The organism is Ruegeria sp. YTSC192 (genome assembly GCF_059609705.1).
In genome coordinates this window covers 205,713-222,698 of sequence record NZ_JBXWMG010000001.1, presented here as the reverse complement: position 1 = coordinate 222,698, position 16,986 = coordinate 205,713, and the positions used below count along the sequence as shown (strand labels likewise).

General features: G+C 60.0%; 12 protein-coding genes and 1 tRNA gene. 10 read left to right on the top strand and 3 right to left on the bottom strand.

Annotated features, from left to right (window positions below):
- Positions 1-145 precede the first annotated feature (145 nt).
- From AC2FD8_RS01020 to AC2FD8_RS01005, 4 genes are all read left to right on the top strand, one after another.
- Positions 146-3,436: an adenylate/guanylate cyclase domain-containing protein gene (locus AC2FD8_RS01020; RefSeq protein ID WP_496853728.1), complete on the top strand. Its 3,291-nt coding sequence runs from the start codon at positions 146-148 to the stop codon at positions 3,434-3,436.
- 102 nt (positions 3,437-3,538) lie between these two features.
- The gene (locus tag AC2FD8_RS01015; RefSeq protein ID WP_496853729.1) at positions 3,539-3,835 is read left to right on the top strand and encodes a hypothetical protein; all 297 of its coding nucleotides are present in this window, start codon (positions 3,539-3,541) and stop codon (positions 3,833-3,835) included.
- 20 nt (positions 3,836-3,855) lie between these two features.
- Positions 3,856-5,058 (top strand): YcaO-like family protein, encoded by a 1,203-nt coding sequence (locus AC2FD8_RS01010; protein ID WP_496853730.1) that lies wholly within the window; start codon positions 3,856-3,858, stop codon positions 5,056-5,058.
- Positions 5,055-6,167, top strand: a complete 1,113-nt coding sequence (locus AC2FD8_RS01005) for a TfuA-like protein (protein ID WP_496853731.1) — start codon at positions 5,055-5,057, stop codon at positions 6,165-6,167. The genes AC2FD8_RS01010 and AC2FD8_RS01005 overlap by 4 nt, the downstream gene beginning before the upstream one ends.
- Here the strand turns inward: AC2FD8_RS01005 and rnr are convergent.
- Both rnr and dapE read right to left on the bottom strand, forming a co-directional pair.
- Positions 6,164-8,422 (bottom strand): ribonuclease R, encoded by a 2,259-nt coding sequence (gene rnr, locus AC2FD8_RS01000; protein ID WP_496853732.1) that lies wholly within the window; start codon positions 8,420-8,422, stop codon positions 6,164-6,166. The two genes, AC2FD8_RS01005 and rnr, sit on opposite strands and share 4 nt — an antisense overlap.
- Before the next feature lie 62 nt (positions 8,423-8,484).
- Positions 8,485-9,624: a succinyl-diaminopimelate desuccinylase gene (dapE, locus tag AC2FD8_RS00995; RefSeq protein WP_496853734.1), complete on the bottom strand. Its 1,140-nt coding sequence runs from the start codon at positions 9,622-9,624 to the stop codon at positions 8,485-8,487.
- 208 nt (positions 9,625-9,832) lie between these two features.
- Here dapE and AC2FD8_RS00990 point away from each other — a divergent pair, with 208 nt between their 5' ends.
- Positions 9,833-10,891: a transporter substrate-binding domain-containing protein gene (locus AC2FD8_RS00990; protein WP_496853735.1), complete on the top strand. Its 1,059-nt coding sequence runs from the start codon at positions 9,833-9,835 to the stop codon at positions 10,889-10,891.
- 79 nt (positions 10,892-10,970) lie between these two features.
- On the opposite strand, the gene AC2FD8_RS00985 is transcribed toward AC2FD8_RS00990, so the two are convergent.
- Positions 10,971-11,055: transfer RNA gene (locus AC2FD8_RS00985), tRNA-Leu, on the bottom strand.
- 417 nt (positions 11,056-11,472) lie between these two features.
- On the opposite strand from AC2FD8_RS00985, the gene AC2FD8_RS00980 reads away from it, so the two are divergent.
- From AC2FD8_RS00980 to AC2FD8_RS00960, 5 genes are read left to right on the top strand one after another with little or no spacing between them, the layout of a single operon-like run.
- Entirely contained in the window at positions 11,473-11,895 is a 423-nt protein-coding gene (locus tag AC2FD8_RS00980) for a hypothetical protein (protein ID WP_496853737.1), read from the top strand.
- Between the two features lie 2 nt (positions 11,896-11,897).
- Positions 11,898-13,910, top strand: a complete 2,013-nt coding sequence (locus AC2FD8_RS00975) for a dynamin family protein (protein ID WP_496853738.1) — start codon at positions 11,898-11,900, stop codon at positions 13,908-13,910.
- Between the two features lie 8 nt (positions 13,911-13,918).
- Complete coding sequence (locus AC2FD8_RS00970) at positions 13,919-15,658, top strand: dynamin family protein (RefSeq protein WP_496853739.1); 1,740 nt, start codon at positions 13,919-13,921, stop codon at positions 15,656-15,658.
- A gap of 37 nt (positions 15,659-15,695) precedes the next feature.
- Positions 15,696-16,097 carry a hypothetical protein gene (locus AC2FD8_RS00965; RefSeq protein WP_496853741.1) on the top strand — a complete coding sequence of 134 codons (402 nt, stop codon included), beginning with the start codon at positions 15,696-15,698 and terminating at the stop codon, positions 16,095-16,097.
- A gap of 23 nt (positions 16,098-16,120) precedes the next feature.
- Complete coding sequence (locus AC2FD8_RS00960) at positions 16,121-16,951, top strand: hypothetical protein (RefSeq protein ID WP_496853742.1); 831 nt, start codon at positions 16,121-16,123, stop codon at positions 16,949-16,951.
- Positions 16,952-16,986: the final 35 nt, after the last annotated feature.

Below are 16,986 nucleotides of genomic sequence, written 5' to 3'. Positions count from 1 at the left end.
GGATAGTGGAATCGGTATCATGATGGTAATTGTTTTTTGCGCTCGCTTTCAGATTGCAGCGCTTTGGGCGGGCGGTTGGTGTCGGGGCTTGTCTTCCAACTTCCTCATATATGCTCCTTGGCAGGGTGGACGGTGAAACAACACGATGGCAATTGATCTGGACGATTGGCTGCGCGCGCTTGGAATGGAGCGTTACGTCTCGGCGTTTCATGACCATGACGTGGATGGCAGCCTGCTGCCGACGATCACTGCAGAAGATCTCAGGGATATGGGTATCGCATCGGTTGGCCATCGCCGCCAATTGTTGAATGCAATTGCCCTGCTGCGCAGCGGGCAGGCGTCGGACCTTGCAAATGGTCCTTTTGCGGAAAAGGCGGATCGAAGCCACTCGGTCGCGCCGCAAGAGAGGCGACAGCTGTCGGTAGTGTTCACGGATCTTGTCGGGTCGACCCAGCTTTCGGAACAACTGGATGCCGAAGAGCTTTCGACCCTGTTGACCAGCTACAAAAGCGCCGTCACCGAGATTGTCGAGGAATATGGCGGCTTTGTTGCGCAGTATCTGGGCGATGGCGTTCTGGCGTATTTCGGCTGGCCGCAGGCTTATGATCATGACGCCGAACGGGCGATCAGATCGGGGCTGAGCATCGCCGACTCGATGCATTTTCTGGGCCGGCCGCATGGGGTAAAGCTGGACTGTCGTATTGGCATCGCGACAGGCAATGTCGTCGTCGGAGACCTGATCCGCAATTCCTACATCGAAGAAGATCAGGCCGTCGGGCGCGCGCCCAACCTGGCTGCCCGAATTCAGTTGATGGCAAAGCCGGGCACTCTGGCGATTTCGGATGAAACCAAGAAAATTGTCGAAGGCAAATTTGATCTGACCGATCTGGGAAATCACAAACTGAAAGGGTTCCGAGGCGAGGTGCGCATCTGGCGCGTCGAAGGTGCTACGGACAGCCCCGCCCCCGATTTCAAACGTCGGTCCAAGGACAAGCTGCCGATCATCAACCGCACGGTTGAGATGGGCCAGTTGGACACCGCGTGGGCCCGGGTCGAACAGGGCGTACCGCAGTCGACGCTCATTTCCGGTGAGCCGGGGATCGGCAAGTCCCGTCTGGTGGAAGAGTTCGTATCGCATGTGCTAGAGGCCGAGGGCGACGTTTTGCGCTTTCAATGCTCGCCCTTTCATACCAATGACGCCTTGTATCCGATTCTGAACCAAATCTGGTTTATGGTTTTGGGCGGTGGGCAGCTCTCGACTGGAGACACGGCGCAGCGGCTGGAACAGATTTTTTCGGCCACAACCCTGGACCCAAGCAAGACTGCTTCGTTGGCCGATGCCTTGATGCAGTTTCGCGAACACGGGCGCGACACGACGCTGCCGCTTGATGCGCTGGGCCGAAAAGAGATGACGTTTCAGGCGCTGATTGCCCTGTTCGAATGGTATGTGCGCGACAAGAAAGTGCTTGTTGTCTTCGAAGACCTGCACTGGATCGACCCGACCACAAAAGAGCTTTTGGGACGCCTGCTTGAGACCTTCAACGACGAGAAGGTCATGATATTGCTAACCGCCAGACCCGCCTTTCAAGATGCATGGCAGGTCAATACCCGTATTGAACTGAATCGGCTGTCCAACGAGGAAATCGGCGAGATTGCGGCACATGTCTACGATCTGAAACCGGTGCCGATGCCGGTGCTGGAATTGATCGCGGATCGGTCCGACGGGGTGCCGCTTTTTGCCGAAGAGCTTTCCAAGTCTTTCATAGAAACCGGTGTCTTTGACCGCACTGAGGGGGGCGGCCCCCTGATTGACGCCACAGCTGTGCCGACAACGCTGAATGAACTGTTGGTCGCGCGTCTTGATCGCCATCCCGAATCCCGCCGGATATTGCAGACGGCTGCGGCCATTGGTCGGGAATTTTCCTTCGACGTGTTGTCTGCGGTGATCGACGAGTCCGATCAGGCACTGTCGGCCCATCTGAACACGCTGGTATCGGCGCAGATCATTGTTCCTGCAGCGGATGTGGCCCGCACATATTCCTTCCGCCACGCCCTAATGCGCGATGCCGCGTATGAGACCATGCTGCGATCTGTGCGGGCAATGGTGCATGCGCGCGTTGCGGCTGTTCTTGGCGCGCGGTTCCGCAAAGCCACGCCAGCCCACGTTCTGGGCAGCCATTGGGGTTTGTCCGGCAATCATGCAGAGGCAACACGTTGCTTCCAGCAGGCGGCGGAACAGGCAAGATCGCGCTATGCGAATACCGAGGCCACGGCCTATTTCAAATCCGCTTTGACACATCTGGAGCAGGTCAGTCTATCGGACGGGCTGCAGCCCGGCACCCTGCCAGAGCGTGCCGATCTGCTGGAACAGCTTGGCACTGTCCTGACCTTGGTTCACGACCTGGACGGCGCTGTTGCGGCCTACCGCGAGGCCGGAGAGCTGGTTCATGACAACCCCCGGAAAACGGCTCGGTTGCACCGACTGACCGGCAATGCCTTGCAGCAGGATCGCGCGGGGTCGCTGGCCGAACTTGCCGCCGCCGAGGCTGCGTTGGACCAAACCGCGTGGCGGGACGACCCTGAACTGCTGAGGGAGTGGATCGACATCCAGCTCAATACGCTCAACGTTCATTACTGGAGCGGTGACGGCGAGGCGATGTCCCAACTTGCGGCCGGGTTGGCGCGGGATGTGAGCAGCATGACGGCTGAACAACGCGCCGAGTATTTCGATCAATTGGTGCTGCGCGACCTCAGAATGTCGCGCTATGCACCGACCGAGGACACGATTGCAATTGCATCGAACTATGTGTCTGCCGCTGACGAAACCGGCAATTTGGCCATTGTTGCCTCGGCCCGGTTTATTCTTGGGTTCGTCAATCTGCACTGCATCCGTCTACCGCAGGCCCAGCAAGCGATGAGCGCGGGCCTGGAGGCCGCGCGCCAATCCGGTCATCGTAAGATCGAGTTGCGCTGCATGACCTATCTGTCCCTTGTCTGTCGGCGCATGCATAACCCATCCGAGGCGACACGCCTGTCTCATGACAGTATTGCGCTGGCTCGCGAACTCGAGATGTATGAGTATATTGCATTGGCAACCGCCAACCTGTCGTGGGAGGCGTGGCAGCGCGGCGCAGATACCACTGCGTGCAAGCTGGCCCGCGACGCGATGATTCAGTTCGAAAAGACCTCAATCGCGTATCCGTTTGAATGGTCCGCGCTGTTGCCGCTGATCGCGTCATGCCAGACACAGAAAGACCTGTCCGAGGTACCCGGACTGTGCGCACGTTTGTTGGACACCAGCCAGCAGAACTTGCCCGAGACACTGCATGGTGTTGTAGCAGACATCGCGACCCTGGCAGGCGCAGATGACGTGCCCCAGATCAAACAACGCATCGCCGCGTTGATCGACGCTGCCCGCCATTCAGGATTCCTGTAAGGTGACCCATCGGCGCAAGATTGACTCAGTCACAGGGAAAACTTGCGGCATCGTGTTCGATTTGTTGTAGTGAACGCACATTTGTTGATTGGAGGAAACATAATGTCCGAAAGCGATATTGAGAACTTTAGGCACGACCTGATTATTGCAAACGATGATGGCAGCGTTCTGTGCATCCCGCGCGAAGTCTGGGACAATGACGCCTATCGTGTTGATCCGAAAAAGTACCAGAACGACAAGGGCTGGGCCTTGGTCCGAGAACTTCTGGAATGTGGTGTGAACCTTGCCACCATCCCGCCCAAAGACTTCCTGCCGCCTGACAAGTTCGAACCCGAAGGCACCTGCTATCTGGTCAATATCGACGGGCTGAAACAGAGGCACAAATTCACACGCGGCTAGGGTCAGTTCCGCTGACAGACATGGGGCATGAGAAGTGCGACCGGGCGCCTGCCCACGCGGTTCCGTCCGCACGGGTTCTGGACCGCGTCTTGCCCCATGTGAAACGCCTTGGCGTCACCCGGCTGGCCGATCTGACCGGGCTGGATTGCATCGGTATACCCGTATACGCCGCGCATCGCCCGAATGCGCGCTCTCTGGCGGTGACACAAGGCAAGGGCGCGACCATCGCGGATGCAAAGGTTTCGGCCTTGATGGAGGCGGTCGAGCTCAGCTGTGCAGAAACTCCGGTTTTGCCCCTGCGTCTGGCAAGTGCCGATGACTTGGCGAAGACCGAAAAAGTGATTGATCTAGAGCGTCTGCCCCGGATCTCAGAACACCCCATTTTGCGCGGCAAATCCGTGCTCTGGGCCGAAGGCAAGGCGCTCTCAGACGGGCACGCCGTCTGGGTTCCTTACGAGTTGGTCCATATGGATTACGCACTGCCCTTGCAGCCCGGATTGGGGTGTTTTCTGATGTCGTCGACCGGCCTCGCCTCGGGCAGCAGCGTTGATGAAGCGACCTGTCAGGCGCTGGCCGAAACGCTTGAGCGTGATGCTGTGACCATGTGGAAGCGCAATCCAAGCATCATGGCGTCCCGCCGGGTCGATCTGCACTCCGTCACAGACCCGACATGCCAAGCGCTTCTTGACAGGTTCGACGCCGCAGGCGTGGCTTGCGCGATCTGGGATGTAACCTCGGACCTTGGAATTCCCGCATTCTTTGCAACAATCATCGACCGTCAGGATGACACGCGACGTGGCTTGCAGGCGGCCTCGGGGGCAGGGTGCCACCCGGCGCGGGGCATCGCCTTGTCTCGTGCCCTGACCGAAGCGGCGCAAAGTCGGCTGACCCTTATTTCGGGTGCGCGGGATGATCGGACGCGCGACTATTATGAAGCGCGGCGCAATGCGGAAACGCTCCGGTCGCAGCGCGCCGAGATCGTCGAGGCGGACACGCCACACCGGTTTGATCAGGTGCCGTTGCATCAGGTCCGCTCGCCTCGTGATAGCCTTGACTGCATGCTGGTCGCGCTCGAACGGGCCGGGCTTGAGGTGCCGGTTGCCGTTGATCTTTCGGTGCCCGACCTGCCCGCAACGGTCATACGGGTCATTGCGCCGGGGCTTGAGGGTACATCCTACGCCCCCGGATACCGCCCCGGAGCGCGCGCGCGGCATGTGTCATGAGCCGAGGTGATATCATCCTCTTTGCCGGTCCTTCCCTACCGCACCCATGTGATGTGGAAGACAGGTTGCCGATCCGACGCCTTGGGCCTGCGGCGCAGGGCGATCTGCTGAAGGCAGCACTTGCCCGCCCGCGTGCCATCATCCTGCTGGATGGTTATTTCGAGGCCTTGCCTGCCGTCTACCACAAGGAAATCCTGTGGGCCCTATCCGAAGGCATCCCCGTTTATGGTGCCGCCTCGATCGGGGCCCTGCGCGCTTGTGAGCTGGGTAGTTTTGGCATGATCGGGGTCGGAGAGATCTTTGACGCGTTCGCCCAATTCCGGCTTGAGGCTGATGATGAGGTCGCCTTGATCCATGCGCCCGAAGAGGTTGGTTTTGCCAATCTTTCCGAGCCACTGGTGAACATCCGCTGGACGCTGGATGCCGCCGTCGCCGCGCAGGTTGTTGAGCGGCAGTTGGCGGACGCCCTTATCGCAGAAACCCGTCGCAAGTTCTATCCTGTTCGCAGCTTTGACGGCCTCCTGGAAGATTGCGCAGCTTTGGACCCCGCCGCCGCAGATCGCCTGAAGGCATGGCTTCCCGAGGGTCGAATTGATCAGAAAAACCGGGATGCACAGGCCTGTTTGGAGCGCGTGGAGAACGACTGGCAGAACGACACGCTACCCGTCGCGCCAGCGTTCGAGTTCCGGCATACGGATGCGTTCGAAACCCTTCTGACAGGTGTGCTGTCTCATAACCCGCTGAATGACCCCGAGGTTCTTGTGCGATGCAAGACCGCCTCCGGCGATGGGTTCGACGCGCTGCGCCTTGCCGCAGAGATCGACGCGTTGGCTCTTGCGCTGGACCAGCACTCTGGGCAACCCGTTCCGGGCGAAGACCTTGTGCGTGCAGTATCAGAGTTTCGCCAACAGCACGGCCTGCTTGATCAGCAGGCGCTGCAGCATTGGCTGGGCCGAAACGGCGTGGATATCGACGCCCTGTCCCGCAAGTTGGAGGAAAGCGCTCGGATCGCCCGGGCGCGGCAACAGATCGCGCCCCACCTGAGCGACCGCATGCGTGACTTGCTCGTCTTTTCGCAGGGGTCTTTGCAACCCGGTGATAACGGCTAACGCTGACGCCGTTTCCGTTCGACCTTGCGCTTGATCTTGTCCTTCTTGCGCTTGGTGCTGACCGCCTTGCGTCTGGTTGCGCGCCCTTTTGATCCGCGTCCTCGGGGCAGGGCCTGATCGTCGATGGAGAGCAGTTCCAATTCCAAGCCGCCCGTGACCGGCGTTGCCTCGGTCAGGCGCACGGTGACACGTTGGCCTATTGCTATGATCAGACCGGTATCCGAACCCATCAGGGTTCCTGCCTCGCGGTCGAAATGAAAGAATTCACGCCCTAGTGAGCGGACAGGCACGAGCCCATCCGCGCCGGTCTCGTCCATCTTCACAAAGGCCCCGAACCGTGCGATGCCGCTGATCCGGCCCGTGAACTCATTGCCCACACGCTCACTGAGATAGGCCGCCAGGTAGCGATCGGTCGTGTCGCGCTCAGCCATCATCGAGCGCCGCTCGGTGTCCGAGATATGCGTCGCGGTTTCGTCCAGCCGCATGATTTCATCCTCGGTCAGACCGTCATCCCCCCAGCCATGGCCCGAGATCAGCGCGCGGTGGACGATCAGGTCGGCATAGCGTCGAATGGGCGAGGTGAAATGCGCGTAGTTCCGCAGAGCAAGCCCGAAATGACCGAAGTTTTCGGGGTTGTAATAGGCCTGCGCCATCGACCGCAGGGTCGTCAGGTTGATCAGTTCCGCATCCTCGGTGCCCGCCGCTGCGTTCAGCAGAGCGTTCAGGTGGCGGGTTTGCAGAACCTGCCCCTTGGCAAGGTTCAGGCCCGCGGCTTGGGCCGTTTCACGCAGGCTTTCCAGCTTTTCAGGCGCGGGTTCCTCGTGGACGCGGAACAGCAAGGGGCGACGTTTCGCAATCAGCGTTTCAGCTGCCGCGACATTGGCGAGGATCATGAACTCTTCGATCAGCTTATGTGCGTCCAAGCGGTCGCGGAAGGCGACGCTGGTTACCTCACCCGAGTCGCTGAGGATGATCTTGCGTTCGGGCAGGTCCAGTTCCAGAGGTTGCCGCACTGCCCGCGCGGTTTTCAGCGCGGAATAGGCGGCGTATAGCGGTTTGAGAACCGTCTCCAAAAGCGGTCCGGTGCGGTCATTGGGGTTTCCGTCGATGGCCTCCTGCACCTCGGCATAGTGCAGCGAGGCAGCCGAGCGCATCAGGCCGCGCACAAAGCGATGGCCGACCTTGTTGCCCTCGGCGTCGATCTGCATCCGCACGGCGATACAGGCACGCGGGACACCTTCGTGCAGCGAACACAGATCACCGGACAGGCGATCCGGCAGCATCGGCACGACGCGATCCGGGAAATAGCTGGAGTTGCCGCGTTTGCGCGCCTCGCGGTCTAGCGCGGTGCCGGGCTGCACATAGGCGGCTACATCGGCAATTGCGACCCAGATCACATGACCGCCGGGATTCTTGGGGTCGTCGTCGGCATGGGCATAGCAGGCGTCATCATGGTCGCGCGCATCCGAGGGGTCGATGGTCAGTAGCGGCATGTCCCGCAAGTCTTCGCGGCCTTTCAGGCCAACGGGCTTGGCCTTGTCGGCCTCGGCGATGACCTTGTCGGGGAAGTCGTCGGGGATGCCGTGTTGATGGATCGCAATCAGCGATACGGCCTTGGGTGCGGAAGGGTCGCCCAGACGCTCGACAATGCGGGCGCGGGGCAGGCCCATGCGCGATTTCGGTCCGGCCTGTTCGGCCTCGACCAGCTCACCATCCTTGGCCCCATGCACAGCGCCTTCGGGCACTTGCCATTCGGTCTGGCTGGCCTTGTCGATGGGCACGATCCGCCCGCCCTCGGCCCCTTTGCGGAACAGTCCCACAATCTTGCGCGGGTTGGTCCCGATACGGCGGATCAGGCGGGCTTCGTAGTTGTGATCTTCTTCCTGCACCACGGTCAGACGGGCCAGAATTCGGTCGCCTTCGCCCAAAGCGGGATCGCTGGCGCGGGTGATCAGCAGAACAACCGGTTCAACCCCTTCGCCATGCCATTCCAGAGGCCGCGCGAACAGGTCGCCATCCTCATTTGGGGCCTTCACCTGCAGCACACTGACCGGAGGCAGACGGTCCGGGTCGCGATAGCTGCGCTTGCGCTTTTCCAGATGCCCTTCGGCCTCAAGCTCTTTGAGGATGCGTTTCAGATCGATCCGATCCGCGCCCTTGATGCCAAAGGCCTTGGCGATATCGCGCTTCGAGGTCAGGGTGGGTTTCGCCGAGATCCAATCCAGGACCTCTTGCTTGGTGGGGATGCGAGTCATGGGTTTGGCCTAGCACGGCGGTGCGACGGCGTCATGACTAAAATCGCAGCCCCCTGGCCCAGTCAGGCGAAGTAGTCTTTCAGCATGCGTGTATAGATCGCCTTGAGCTGCTCGATCTGAGCCACCTCGACGCATTCATCCACCTGATGCATGGTCCGTCCAACCAGCCCGAACTCGACCACCGGGCAGTGGTTCTTGACGAACCGCGCGTCGGACGTGCCGCCCGTCGTCGACAACTCGGGCGTGATACCGGTCTCGGCTTTGACGGCGCTAGATACCAGATCGGACAGGGCGCCCGGAGGGGTCAGGAAGCTTTCGCCCGAGATCTTGATCCGGGTCCCAACCTCGACGCCGAAATCCTGCGCCACCTGATCGGCCTCCTGCAGCAACCAGTCGCTGAGGGCAGCCCCGGAATGCAGGTCGTTAAAGCGAATGTTCACCACGCCGCTGCATTGCGCCGGGATCACGTTGGTCGCGGTGTTACCTGTGTCGATTGTCACAACGGCCAGCGTAGAGGCATCGAAATGATCGCTGCCCTGATCCAACTCGTGACTGGCAAGCCGGTCCATCAACCGCGCCATCGCGGGTAGGGGGTTCTTCGCCCGATGCGGATAGGCCGAATGACCCTGCACCCCGGTCACCGTAAACCATGCGGTCATTGAGCCACGACGACCGATCTTGATCATCTCGCCCATATGGTTTGGACAGGTCGGCTCGCCCACCAGACAGACTGACATCCGCTCATGCGATTGATCCATATAGTCCAGCAGAGCCGTCGTGCCGTCCAGTGCATCGCCTTCCTCATCCCCGGTAATGGTCAGGATGATGGCCCCGTCGGGTGGTGTATCGCGCACGAAATCAATAGCAGCGGCGGCAAAGGCCGCGACTCCGGACTTCATATCCGTTGTGCCGCGTCCGAACATGACGCCCTCATGAATCTCGGCCCCGAACGGTGGCTTGGTCCATGCGGCCTCATCGCCCACCGGAACAACGTCGGTATGGCCGTTGAAACCAAAGCTGCGCGCGTGCCCTTTGGCCCCCCAACGGGCGAACAGGTTGCAGATGCCACCGCGATCCACCCGCGTGCAGTCAAACCCCGCATCTGACAGCAGATTTTCCAGCAAGACCAAAGCCCCCCCTTCAACGGGTGTGACCGATGGGCAACGGATCAAATCCGCTGTCAATTGAACTGCGTCCGTCATTTCGGGCCTCGGGGTTGGGGTTTCGTTCAGGTTACCGCACAGATTCAACGAATTGGCCGGATTGCCAACCCCAATCCGCCAGATTCCCCCGGTAATTCCCGCAATGTGTCGAGTTGAGACGCCAATAAAACATGGTGCTTTACCCTGCGGCGACCTTGCTGTTTCGGTCTCAATCGCGTTACAGGGCGGCGAAACAGGTAATTTGACCATGAAACGCGCCTTCTACGCCTTGATCAGCCTGACTTTCGCCGTACTCGCACAGCAAAGCCTGGCCCAGTCCCTAAATGTCACCACGGTGACACGCCCTCCGTTTTCCTATGTCGAGGACGGGGCTGAGGCCGGTTTTTCCATGGATCTGCTTGCAGCCCTCGCCGAGTCGCTGGACTGGGAATATTCGGTCACGCGGGCCGAGTCTTTCGCAGATATGCTGGGGGCCGTACAGGATGGCACGGCGGATCTGGCGATCGCAAATATCTCGATCACCGCGATGCGCGAGACGCAGATGGATTTCAGCCAGCCGATCTTCGAGGCCGGGTTGCAGATCATGGTGCCCTCGGATTCGGCGCGCAAGCCGTCGCTGCTGCAGGCGCTGCTGTCGGCCGAGTTATTTTATGCCATCGGTCTGGCCTTTGCCATCCTTCTGGGGGGCGGTATGCTGATGTGGGGGTTCGAACGCCGTGCACAGCCCTATTTCGACCGGAAATTGAACGAGGCCTGGTTCCCATCCTTCTGGTGGGCGCTGAACCTGGTTGTCAATGGCGGCTTTGAGGAGAGGATGCCGCGTACACCCTTTGGTCGCATCCTGGGCGTCATACTGGTGGTATCGTCCCTGTTCATCGTTTCGGTTTTCACCGCCCGGATCACCAGCGTCATGACGGTGGAAGCGATCACCGGCAATGTGAACTCGGTCAATGACCTTTACGGCAAGAATGTCGGTACGATCGAAGGATCGACAGCCGCCAGTTTCCTGAACCGGCGCGAGATCGAATACGTGGCCTATCCCGGGCTTGATGAAATGTTGGAGGCCTTCAAGGCCGAAGACCTGAACGCGGTCGTTTTTGATGCCCCTGTCCTGTCCTACTTCGCCGCCCATGAGGGTCGCCGTATCGCCACGATGACCGGAGGGATATTCCTGCGCGAAAACTATGGCATAGCCTTCCCGACGGGTTCTCCGCTAGTGGAAGAAGTCAATCAGGCGCTGCTGGCTTTGCGCGAAGACGGCACCTATGACGAGATCTACCGCACGTGGTTCGGGATGCAAAACTAGGGCCTTGCCCCAGAATTCGCTTGGAAAGCCAGATGCGTGGACCAGTCGGCGCGCTGCTACAGTCACCCAAGGATTTCAGTGGTGCGGGTGGAGGGACTTGAACCCCCACGCCTTGCGGCGCCAGAACCTAAATCTGGTGCGTCTACCAATTTCGCCACACCCGCAACCGGACGCTTATGCGTCGGACTGGAGCGCTGGATAGCAAAGCTTTCCAACCAGCGCGAGGGGTAAAATCCACCTGAAGGCAAGATTTTTGCACTTGGATACAGGCCGCCGTGATTCGTGGGCTTTTGCCAAATGTTGCCCTGTAGTACGCTGCTGCCGCGAAACACTTGTCTGTTCGGTACCTCGCGTGGGACGGCTGTATTGCCAGTGTTGCCCTGTACACGTAAGGGTTGAGGCAATCTTATGCGTCGCACGCCTTAATCGCGCCACATTTGAAACGCCAAAATATCTTATTCGCGTCAAAATAACACCGCCTTGAACAGGCTTGTTGGTGGCGTAGGAGTTAATGAGTCTTTTCTGCCACTTAGGCACCTTTACGAGTTTTTTGCTCAACTCCAGTCTCGAGGTTCTTTGCTGTGACCGATCTGAACGACTCCGCTGCCCACGAGCAAGATGCCGTCATCTTTGCACGTGAGAGTTTTCTGGGTGAACTCAAAACCCTGAATCGTGACTACCCCAATACCGGCTTTGGAATTTCACTGCGCACCCATTCGGGTCAGCACTATCTGCTGGCGAACGCGCGGATGCCGCTGCCTTCCAGCAAATCTGATGGCTTTCCGACCGGGCGACGTGTGGCCTGCCTTGAAAATGGCGACCGTTTCAGCTCGATCGAGGTTCTGGCAGATTCCGAAGGTTATGAAACCATTACACCACGGGCCGAGGCCGAGATTCTGGGCAATGCCCTGAACCTGATCGCCCGTATCGACACCCTGACCGGAATTCCGGCCCACGGCGCGGACCACGCGCCCCGGATCGCGGCAACAGGAACCGGAGGCTGACCATGGCGCGCAATGACCACCTTTTGTCTGTGGGCAACGAAGCTCTGATGCCGATGACGTCGGCGATGACGTCGTTGACGTCGCAGATCGACCAACTGACAGAGGTGGCGGATGCACGCTCCTCGGCGCGTCTGGCGACACTCAAGACGCGGATGGAGAACTTCACCGCCAGCGTGACGATGGTGGGGCAGGTCAAAGCGGGCAAGTCTTCGATCGTGAACATTCTGGCGGGCCGTCCGGCGCTGTTGCCATCGGATGTGAACCCGTGGACTTCGGTGGTCACGACGCTGAACATCAACACGCGCCCGCCGGGTGACACCAAATCCAAGTTCACCTTCTTCGAGCAGGAAGAATGGGACAATCTGATGGTCGGTGGCGGACGTCTGGGCGAGCTGGCCAACCGCGCCGGTGCGGATGACGAGATGGACGATATCCGCCGCCAGATCGGTGAGATGAAAGCCAAATCCGAAGACCGCCTTGGCAAGCATTTCGACCTGATTCTGGGCCAAAGCCATCAGTATGACTATTTCGATGAAGAGCTGATCCAGCGCTACGTCTGCCTGGGCGATGAGGATGACCCCGATATCGACCCCAAGACCGGGCGGTTCGCGGATGTAACCAAATCGGCCGAGCTTTACATGGACATCCCGCAATACCCGATTGCGCTGAAGCTCTGCGACACGCCCGGTGTGAACGACACTTTCATGGTGCGCGAGCAGATCACGCTGCGCAGCCTGCGCGGGTCCGAGGTTTGTGTTGTCGTGCTGGCCGCAAGTCAGGCACTGACCACGATGGACATGGCGCTGATGCGGATCATCGCTCAGTTCGAAAACCGCCAGATCGTGCTTTTCGTGAACCGTATCGACGAGCTGGCGGACCCAGTGACGCAAGTGCCCGAGATCCGCGACCGGATTCAGGATACGCTGAAAAAGAACAGCATCGACGCCAACACAAGTATTGTCTTCGGCAGCGCCCTCTGGGCCGAGGCCGCCTTGACCGGCAACCCCGATATCCTGACCGAGGAATCGCGCGAGACCCTGAACACCTTCTATCTTGCTGCAGGGTTCGGGGATCAGGCACCATCGCTTGACAAGATCTGGGCGCTTTCGGGCCTGCCCGATCTGCTACTGGCGATGAACGAGCGCATCGCCGAAGGGGCGGGGGCCAGACTACTGGATCGCGTGCGCCACCGGGCGCGCAACATTGCCAGCCAGATTCGGGCCACTGCGGTTGCAAAGACCCTGTCCGGGGGTGAAGGCGTTGTGCGCGATCTTGACGGCGCGTCGCCTGAAGATGCGATTGCCGCCGTTGCCGCAGAGTATGACAAAAAGGCCGCCGACCTGACCGCCAAGTTGCGTGACAAGGTGCTGGAGCGTTTGAACTCGGCCGAGACGAGCTTTGTCAAACGGGCCACCGACTCGCTGATTTCGCATCTGGAACAGAATGGTGAACAGGGTACGTGGCAGTATGATCCCGCGGGTCTGCGGACGCTGCAGAAAGCGGCGTATTTCAGCTTTGCCCGTTCGATGCGTAAGGAAGCAGGCGGGCTTTATTCGGCTGCTGCGGCGGATGTCGAGGCGCTGTATCAGAAACTGCTTGGCAATCATCTGGGTGAATTCAACATCGAAGCCCCGATTGTACCGCGTGTACCGCCCCCGCTGGGGATCGGTCGCACCATCGCGCTGGATCTGCAAAGCACGTGGTGGCGACGCTGGTGGCAAAAGCGCAAAGGGTTTGAAGCTTATGCATCTGACTACACCCGTCTGATCGCGTCCGAAGCGAACTCGATCACCAAGGATATCGAGGAAAATCAGGTCGCAGCCGTGCTTGAAAACGTGCGGGCCGTCCTGACCGACTTCATGCGCGAGCAGAAGGAAACCCTGCTGAATATCTCGGCCACGGCCGAGAAGGATGCAGGGCAGAATCCGGCGCTGATGGCGGGTCTGCAATTGCAGAAATCCCGTGACGAGATTCTGGGCAGCATCCTCAAAGATCTAAGCAACGAAGCGGCGTAAGTAGAAAAATGGCAAAAGATATCCAAAACCGTTTCGTCACCCCCAAGGCATGGGAACGTATCGAGCAGTGGTCGCGCCGTAAGCCAGTTTTCGCCCTTATGGGCGAGTTCAGCGCCGGTAAATCGACGCTCATGAATTTTCTGCTGCGCAAGCAGGCTTTGCCGACGCAAGTCACCGCAACACAGCTGCCGCCGGTTTGGTTCAGCTGGGGCAACCGCTCGGCCTATGTCAAACGCCATGATGGCAGCACCGAGGACATCTCGCTGGATCAGCTTGAGAGTGTCGGTGTCAATGACGCGCAGTTCATTCGGATTTTCCTTGAAGCCGATATTCTTGAGGCGGTGGATCTGATCGACACGCCCGGTATCTCGGACCCCAAAATCTCGACCGATGTCTGGCAGCGGGCCGTCGGGCAGGCCAATGGTGTTCTGTGGTGTACCCATGCAACGCAGGCCTGGCGGGAAACCGAACGGGCGACGTGGGTCTCTCTGCCGGAACGGTTGCAGCACAATTCTATCCTGCTGATCACACGCGCTGATGCGCTGGGCCAGAAGGATCGGCAAAAGGTTCTGCGGCGGGTCAACCGCGAGGCGGGGCATCTGTTCAACCGCTCGATCCTGTTTTCTGCCCGCGATGCGATCACCGCGCGAGACAAGACCGGCGACGCCGAAATGTGGGCGCGCAGCGGTGGCAGCAAGATGATCGACTGCTTCCTGGGGATTACCGAACAAATCATGGATACCCGTGCAGGTCAGTTGTCGCGGTACCAGATTGACAAAAGCCAGACTGACGGTCCGCTGGTGCGTCCGACCCGGCCCAAGCGCAAAGACAGCGAAGCTGAGACTGCTGAGGTCGCACCTCTGAAACTGGTTGATCCGGTTCCTTCCGAGACGACTGAGAGCGCAGATCAGAACAGCGCCGTGGTCACCAATTTCCCTGTGCGACCGGCCCGCGTCGAACGACGCCCGGACGAGGGTGATCGAGAGCGGATCAATGCGGACGAGGCCGAACGCCTGCGCGCCGAAATGGTTCCGACGCCTGCGCCTCAGGCCGTTGAAACAGAAGAAGACCAGCTGCGCGCCCAGTTCCGAGAGGACCCCAAGGACCCGCTGGATCTGTCCTCTTTCGGGGACACCAAGGCGGATCTGGACGTGTTCGAATTCTCGGGCGGGGAAGACAAGGATGAGAACGTCTTTGCCGAGGAAGACGACACTCCCAGCCCTGCAAATGACGCAGCTGATGCAGCCCCCAACGCTGAGGAGCCCGAGGACCTTTTGGTGTCGCTCACCAAGACTTTGTCCACCACGCCCGAGGTTGCGCCGACGGAGGTTGCCGAAGACCAGCCTGACCCGCGCGGGATCGAGGTCTCGGTCTCGTCGATTACGGCGTTGATGGCGGAACAGTCGGTCAGTGATGCCGACGATTATGAGCCAGAGCCCGAAACCAACGGGCTGGTCGAAGTGCGACTGATGCCGCAGCCCGAACCGGAAGAGGTTGAGGAAGACACAACCGAGGAGCTGCTGGACATCCCTGCCGGTGAACTTCCCAGCGCGGCCGCAATGTGGCGTGAGCTTGTCGCCGCCGGGGATCTTCCCTCGGATGCCGAAAGCCTGCAGCGCGCGTTCCTGGCCTTCCTGACCGAGTTCGACCAGATTGCCCTTGAACATATCGAGGGTCAGGCCAAAGAGGTGATCAGGTCCATTCCCAAAGCAGGGGAACACAGAGGGGCAGAGTGGCATGTTCTTTAGCCGACACCGACAAGACATGATGGAGGCCAGGATTTAGATGTCTCTTCAGGCTGCACTGACCTCGGCGATGGAGACGATACCCGGCTGCAACGCAGTCGGGTATGTCGACATGGAAACGGGGATGTTGCTTGGCACCAGCGTCAAGGGCCCTGATGCCGCGCACATGCTGGACACGCTGGCTTTGGCAGCCGCAAACCTGTTTCAGGGGCGCGGGGTGGCGGCCTTTGAAACCATGCTGCGCGAGGCAGGCGCCGACGCATCTGAGACACCGGGATTTGGGGAAATCGCAGTGTTTTCGGGTGACAGTTTGATCATTTTCCAGCGGACCCGGGAGTATCCCGAACATGTGGTCTGCTACATCTGCAGCAACAGCGCGAATGTAGGGTTGGCGCTTACCAAATCACATCTCAGCCTGGGGCCGGTCGCGGCCGCAGTCTGAACGGGACCAGAGGGGGTCACGGTATGGTGGATACGAACTTACTCGACATGCTCGACAATATCGGGCGGTCCTCGGTTGCACGTTTGTCGCCTGCCGTCACGGTCGAGGGCGAGACCTCGGTTGCGCGCCGTGCGGGTGTTCTGCGCGCCATTCGTGGTACCGTTCTGCCGCGCCGGTTGGAGTTTACCGCGGCCAACGGAGACGTGCTGGCGATCGAGGTCAGCAATGCCCGTGTGACCGATGTGTTCCGCGTCCGGTCGGGTATGGTGCCGGACTTTGAAACCGAACCGCGCGAAGGGCTGATCGGCAAACTTGCGCAACTGGTGTCGGACATCGCTGACGCGCCCGCGCCGCTGGAGTTTGTCTCGCTGAAACCCGATGCTGGGCTTGAGGCCGATGACGTCGGTGTCACCCTTGGCGAAATCGAAACGGCCTGTGCCCGGATTGAACTTCCGACCGAGCCGATTGTTTCGGTCGTACCGGACGCCGAAGAGCCGGCGCCTCAGCCAACGGATGCCACTTCTGCCGCGCAGGGGTTCTTTGACAATGCCGAGCGTTTCGCGCAGGCGCGTAGCCTGATCGACGGGGACGTTCTTCAGTTCGAAGGGGACACCGCGCTGCGCCCCGATGCCGACCTTCTGGCGCGTTTCATGGCGGATTTGACAGGATGGAACGATGATAGCCAGTCCGAACTGCAGCAGCCCCAGCTGATCGTCATGCGTCCTTCGGGGGGCAAGGGGGCAGCTTTGGCGGTGGTAAAGGATCAGGGGCAGACTGCCATTGCCGTGCATGACGCGCGCAAGCTGGGTGCCGTTGTTGGCCTGTGGACCAAACTCTCTGGGGGTGACTCATGAACGCCTCCCGATCCTTCAAGTTTTCGATCAATTCA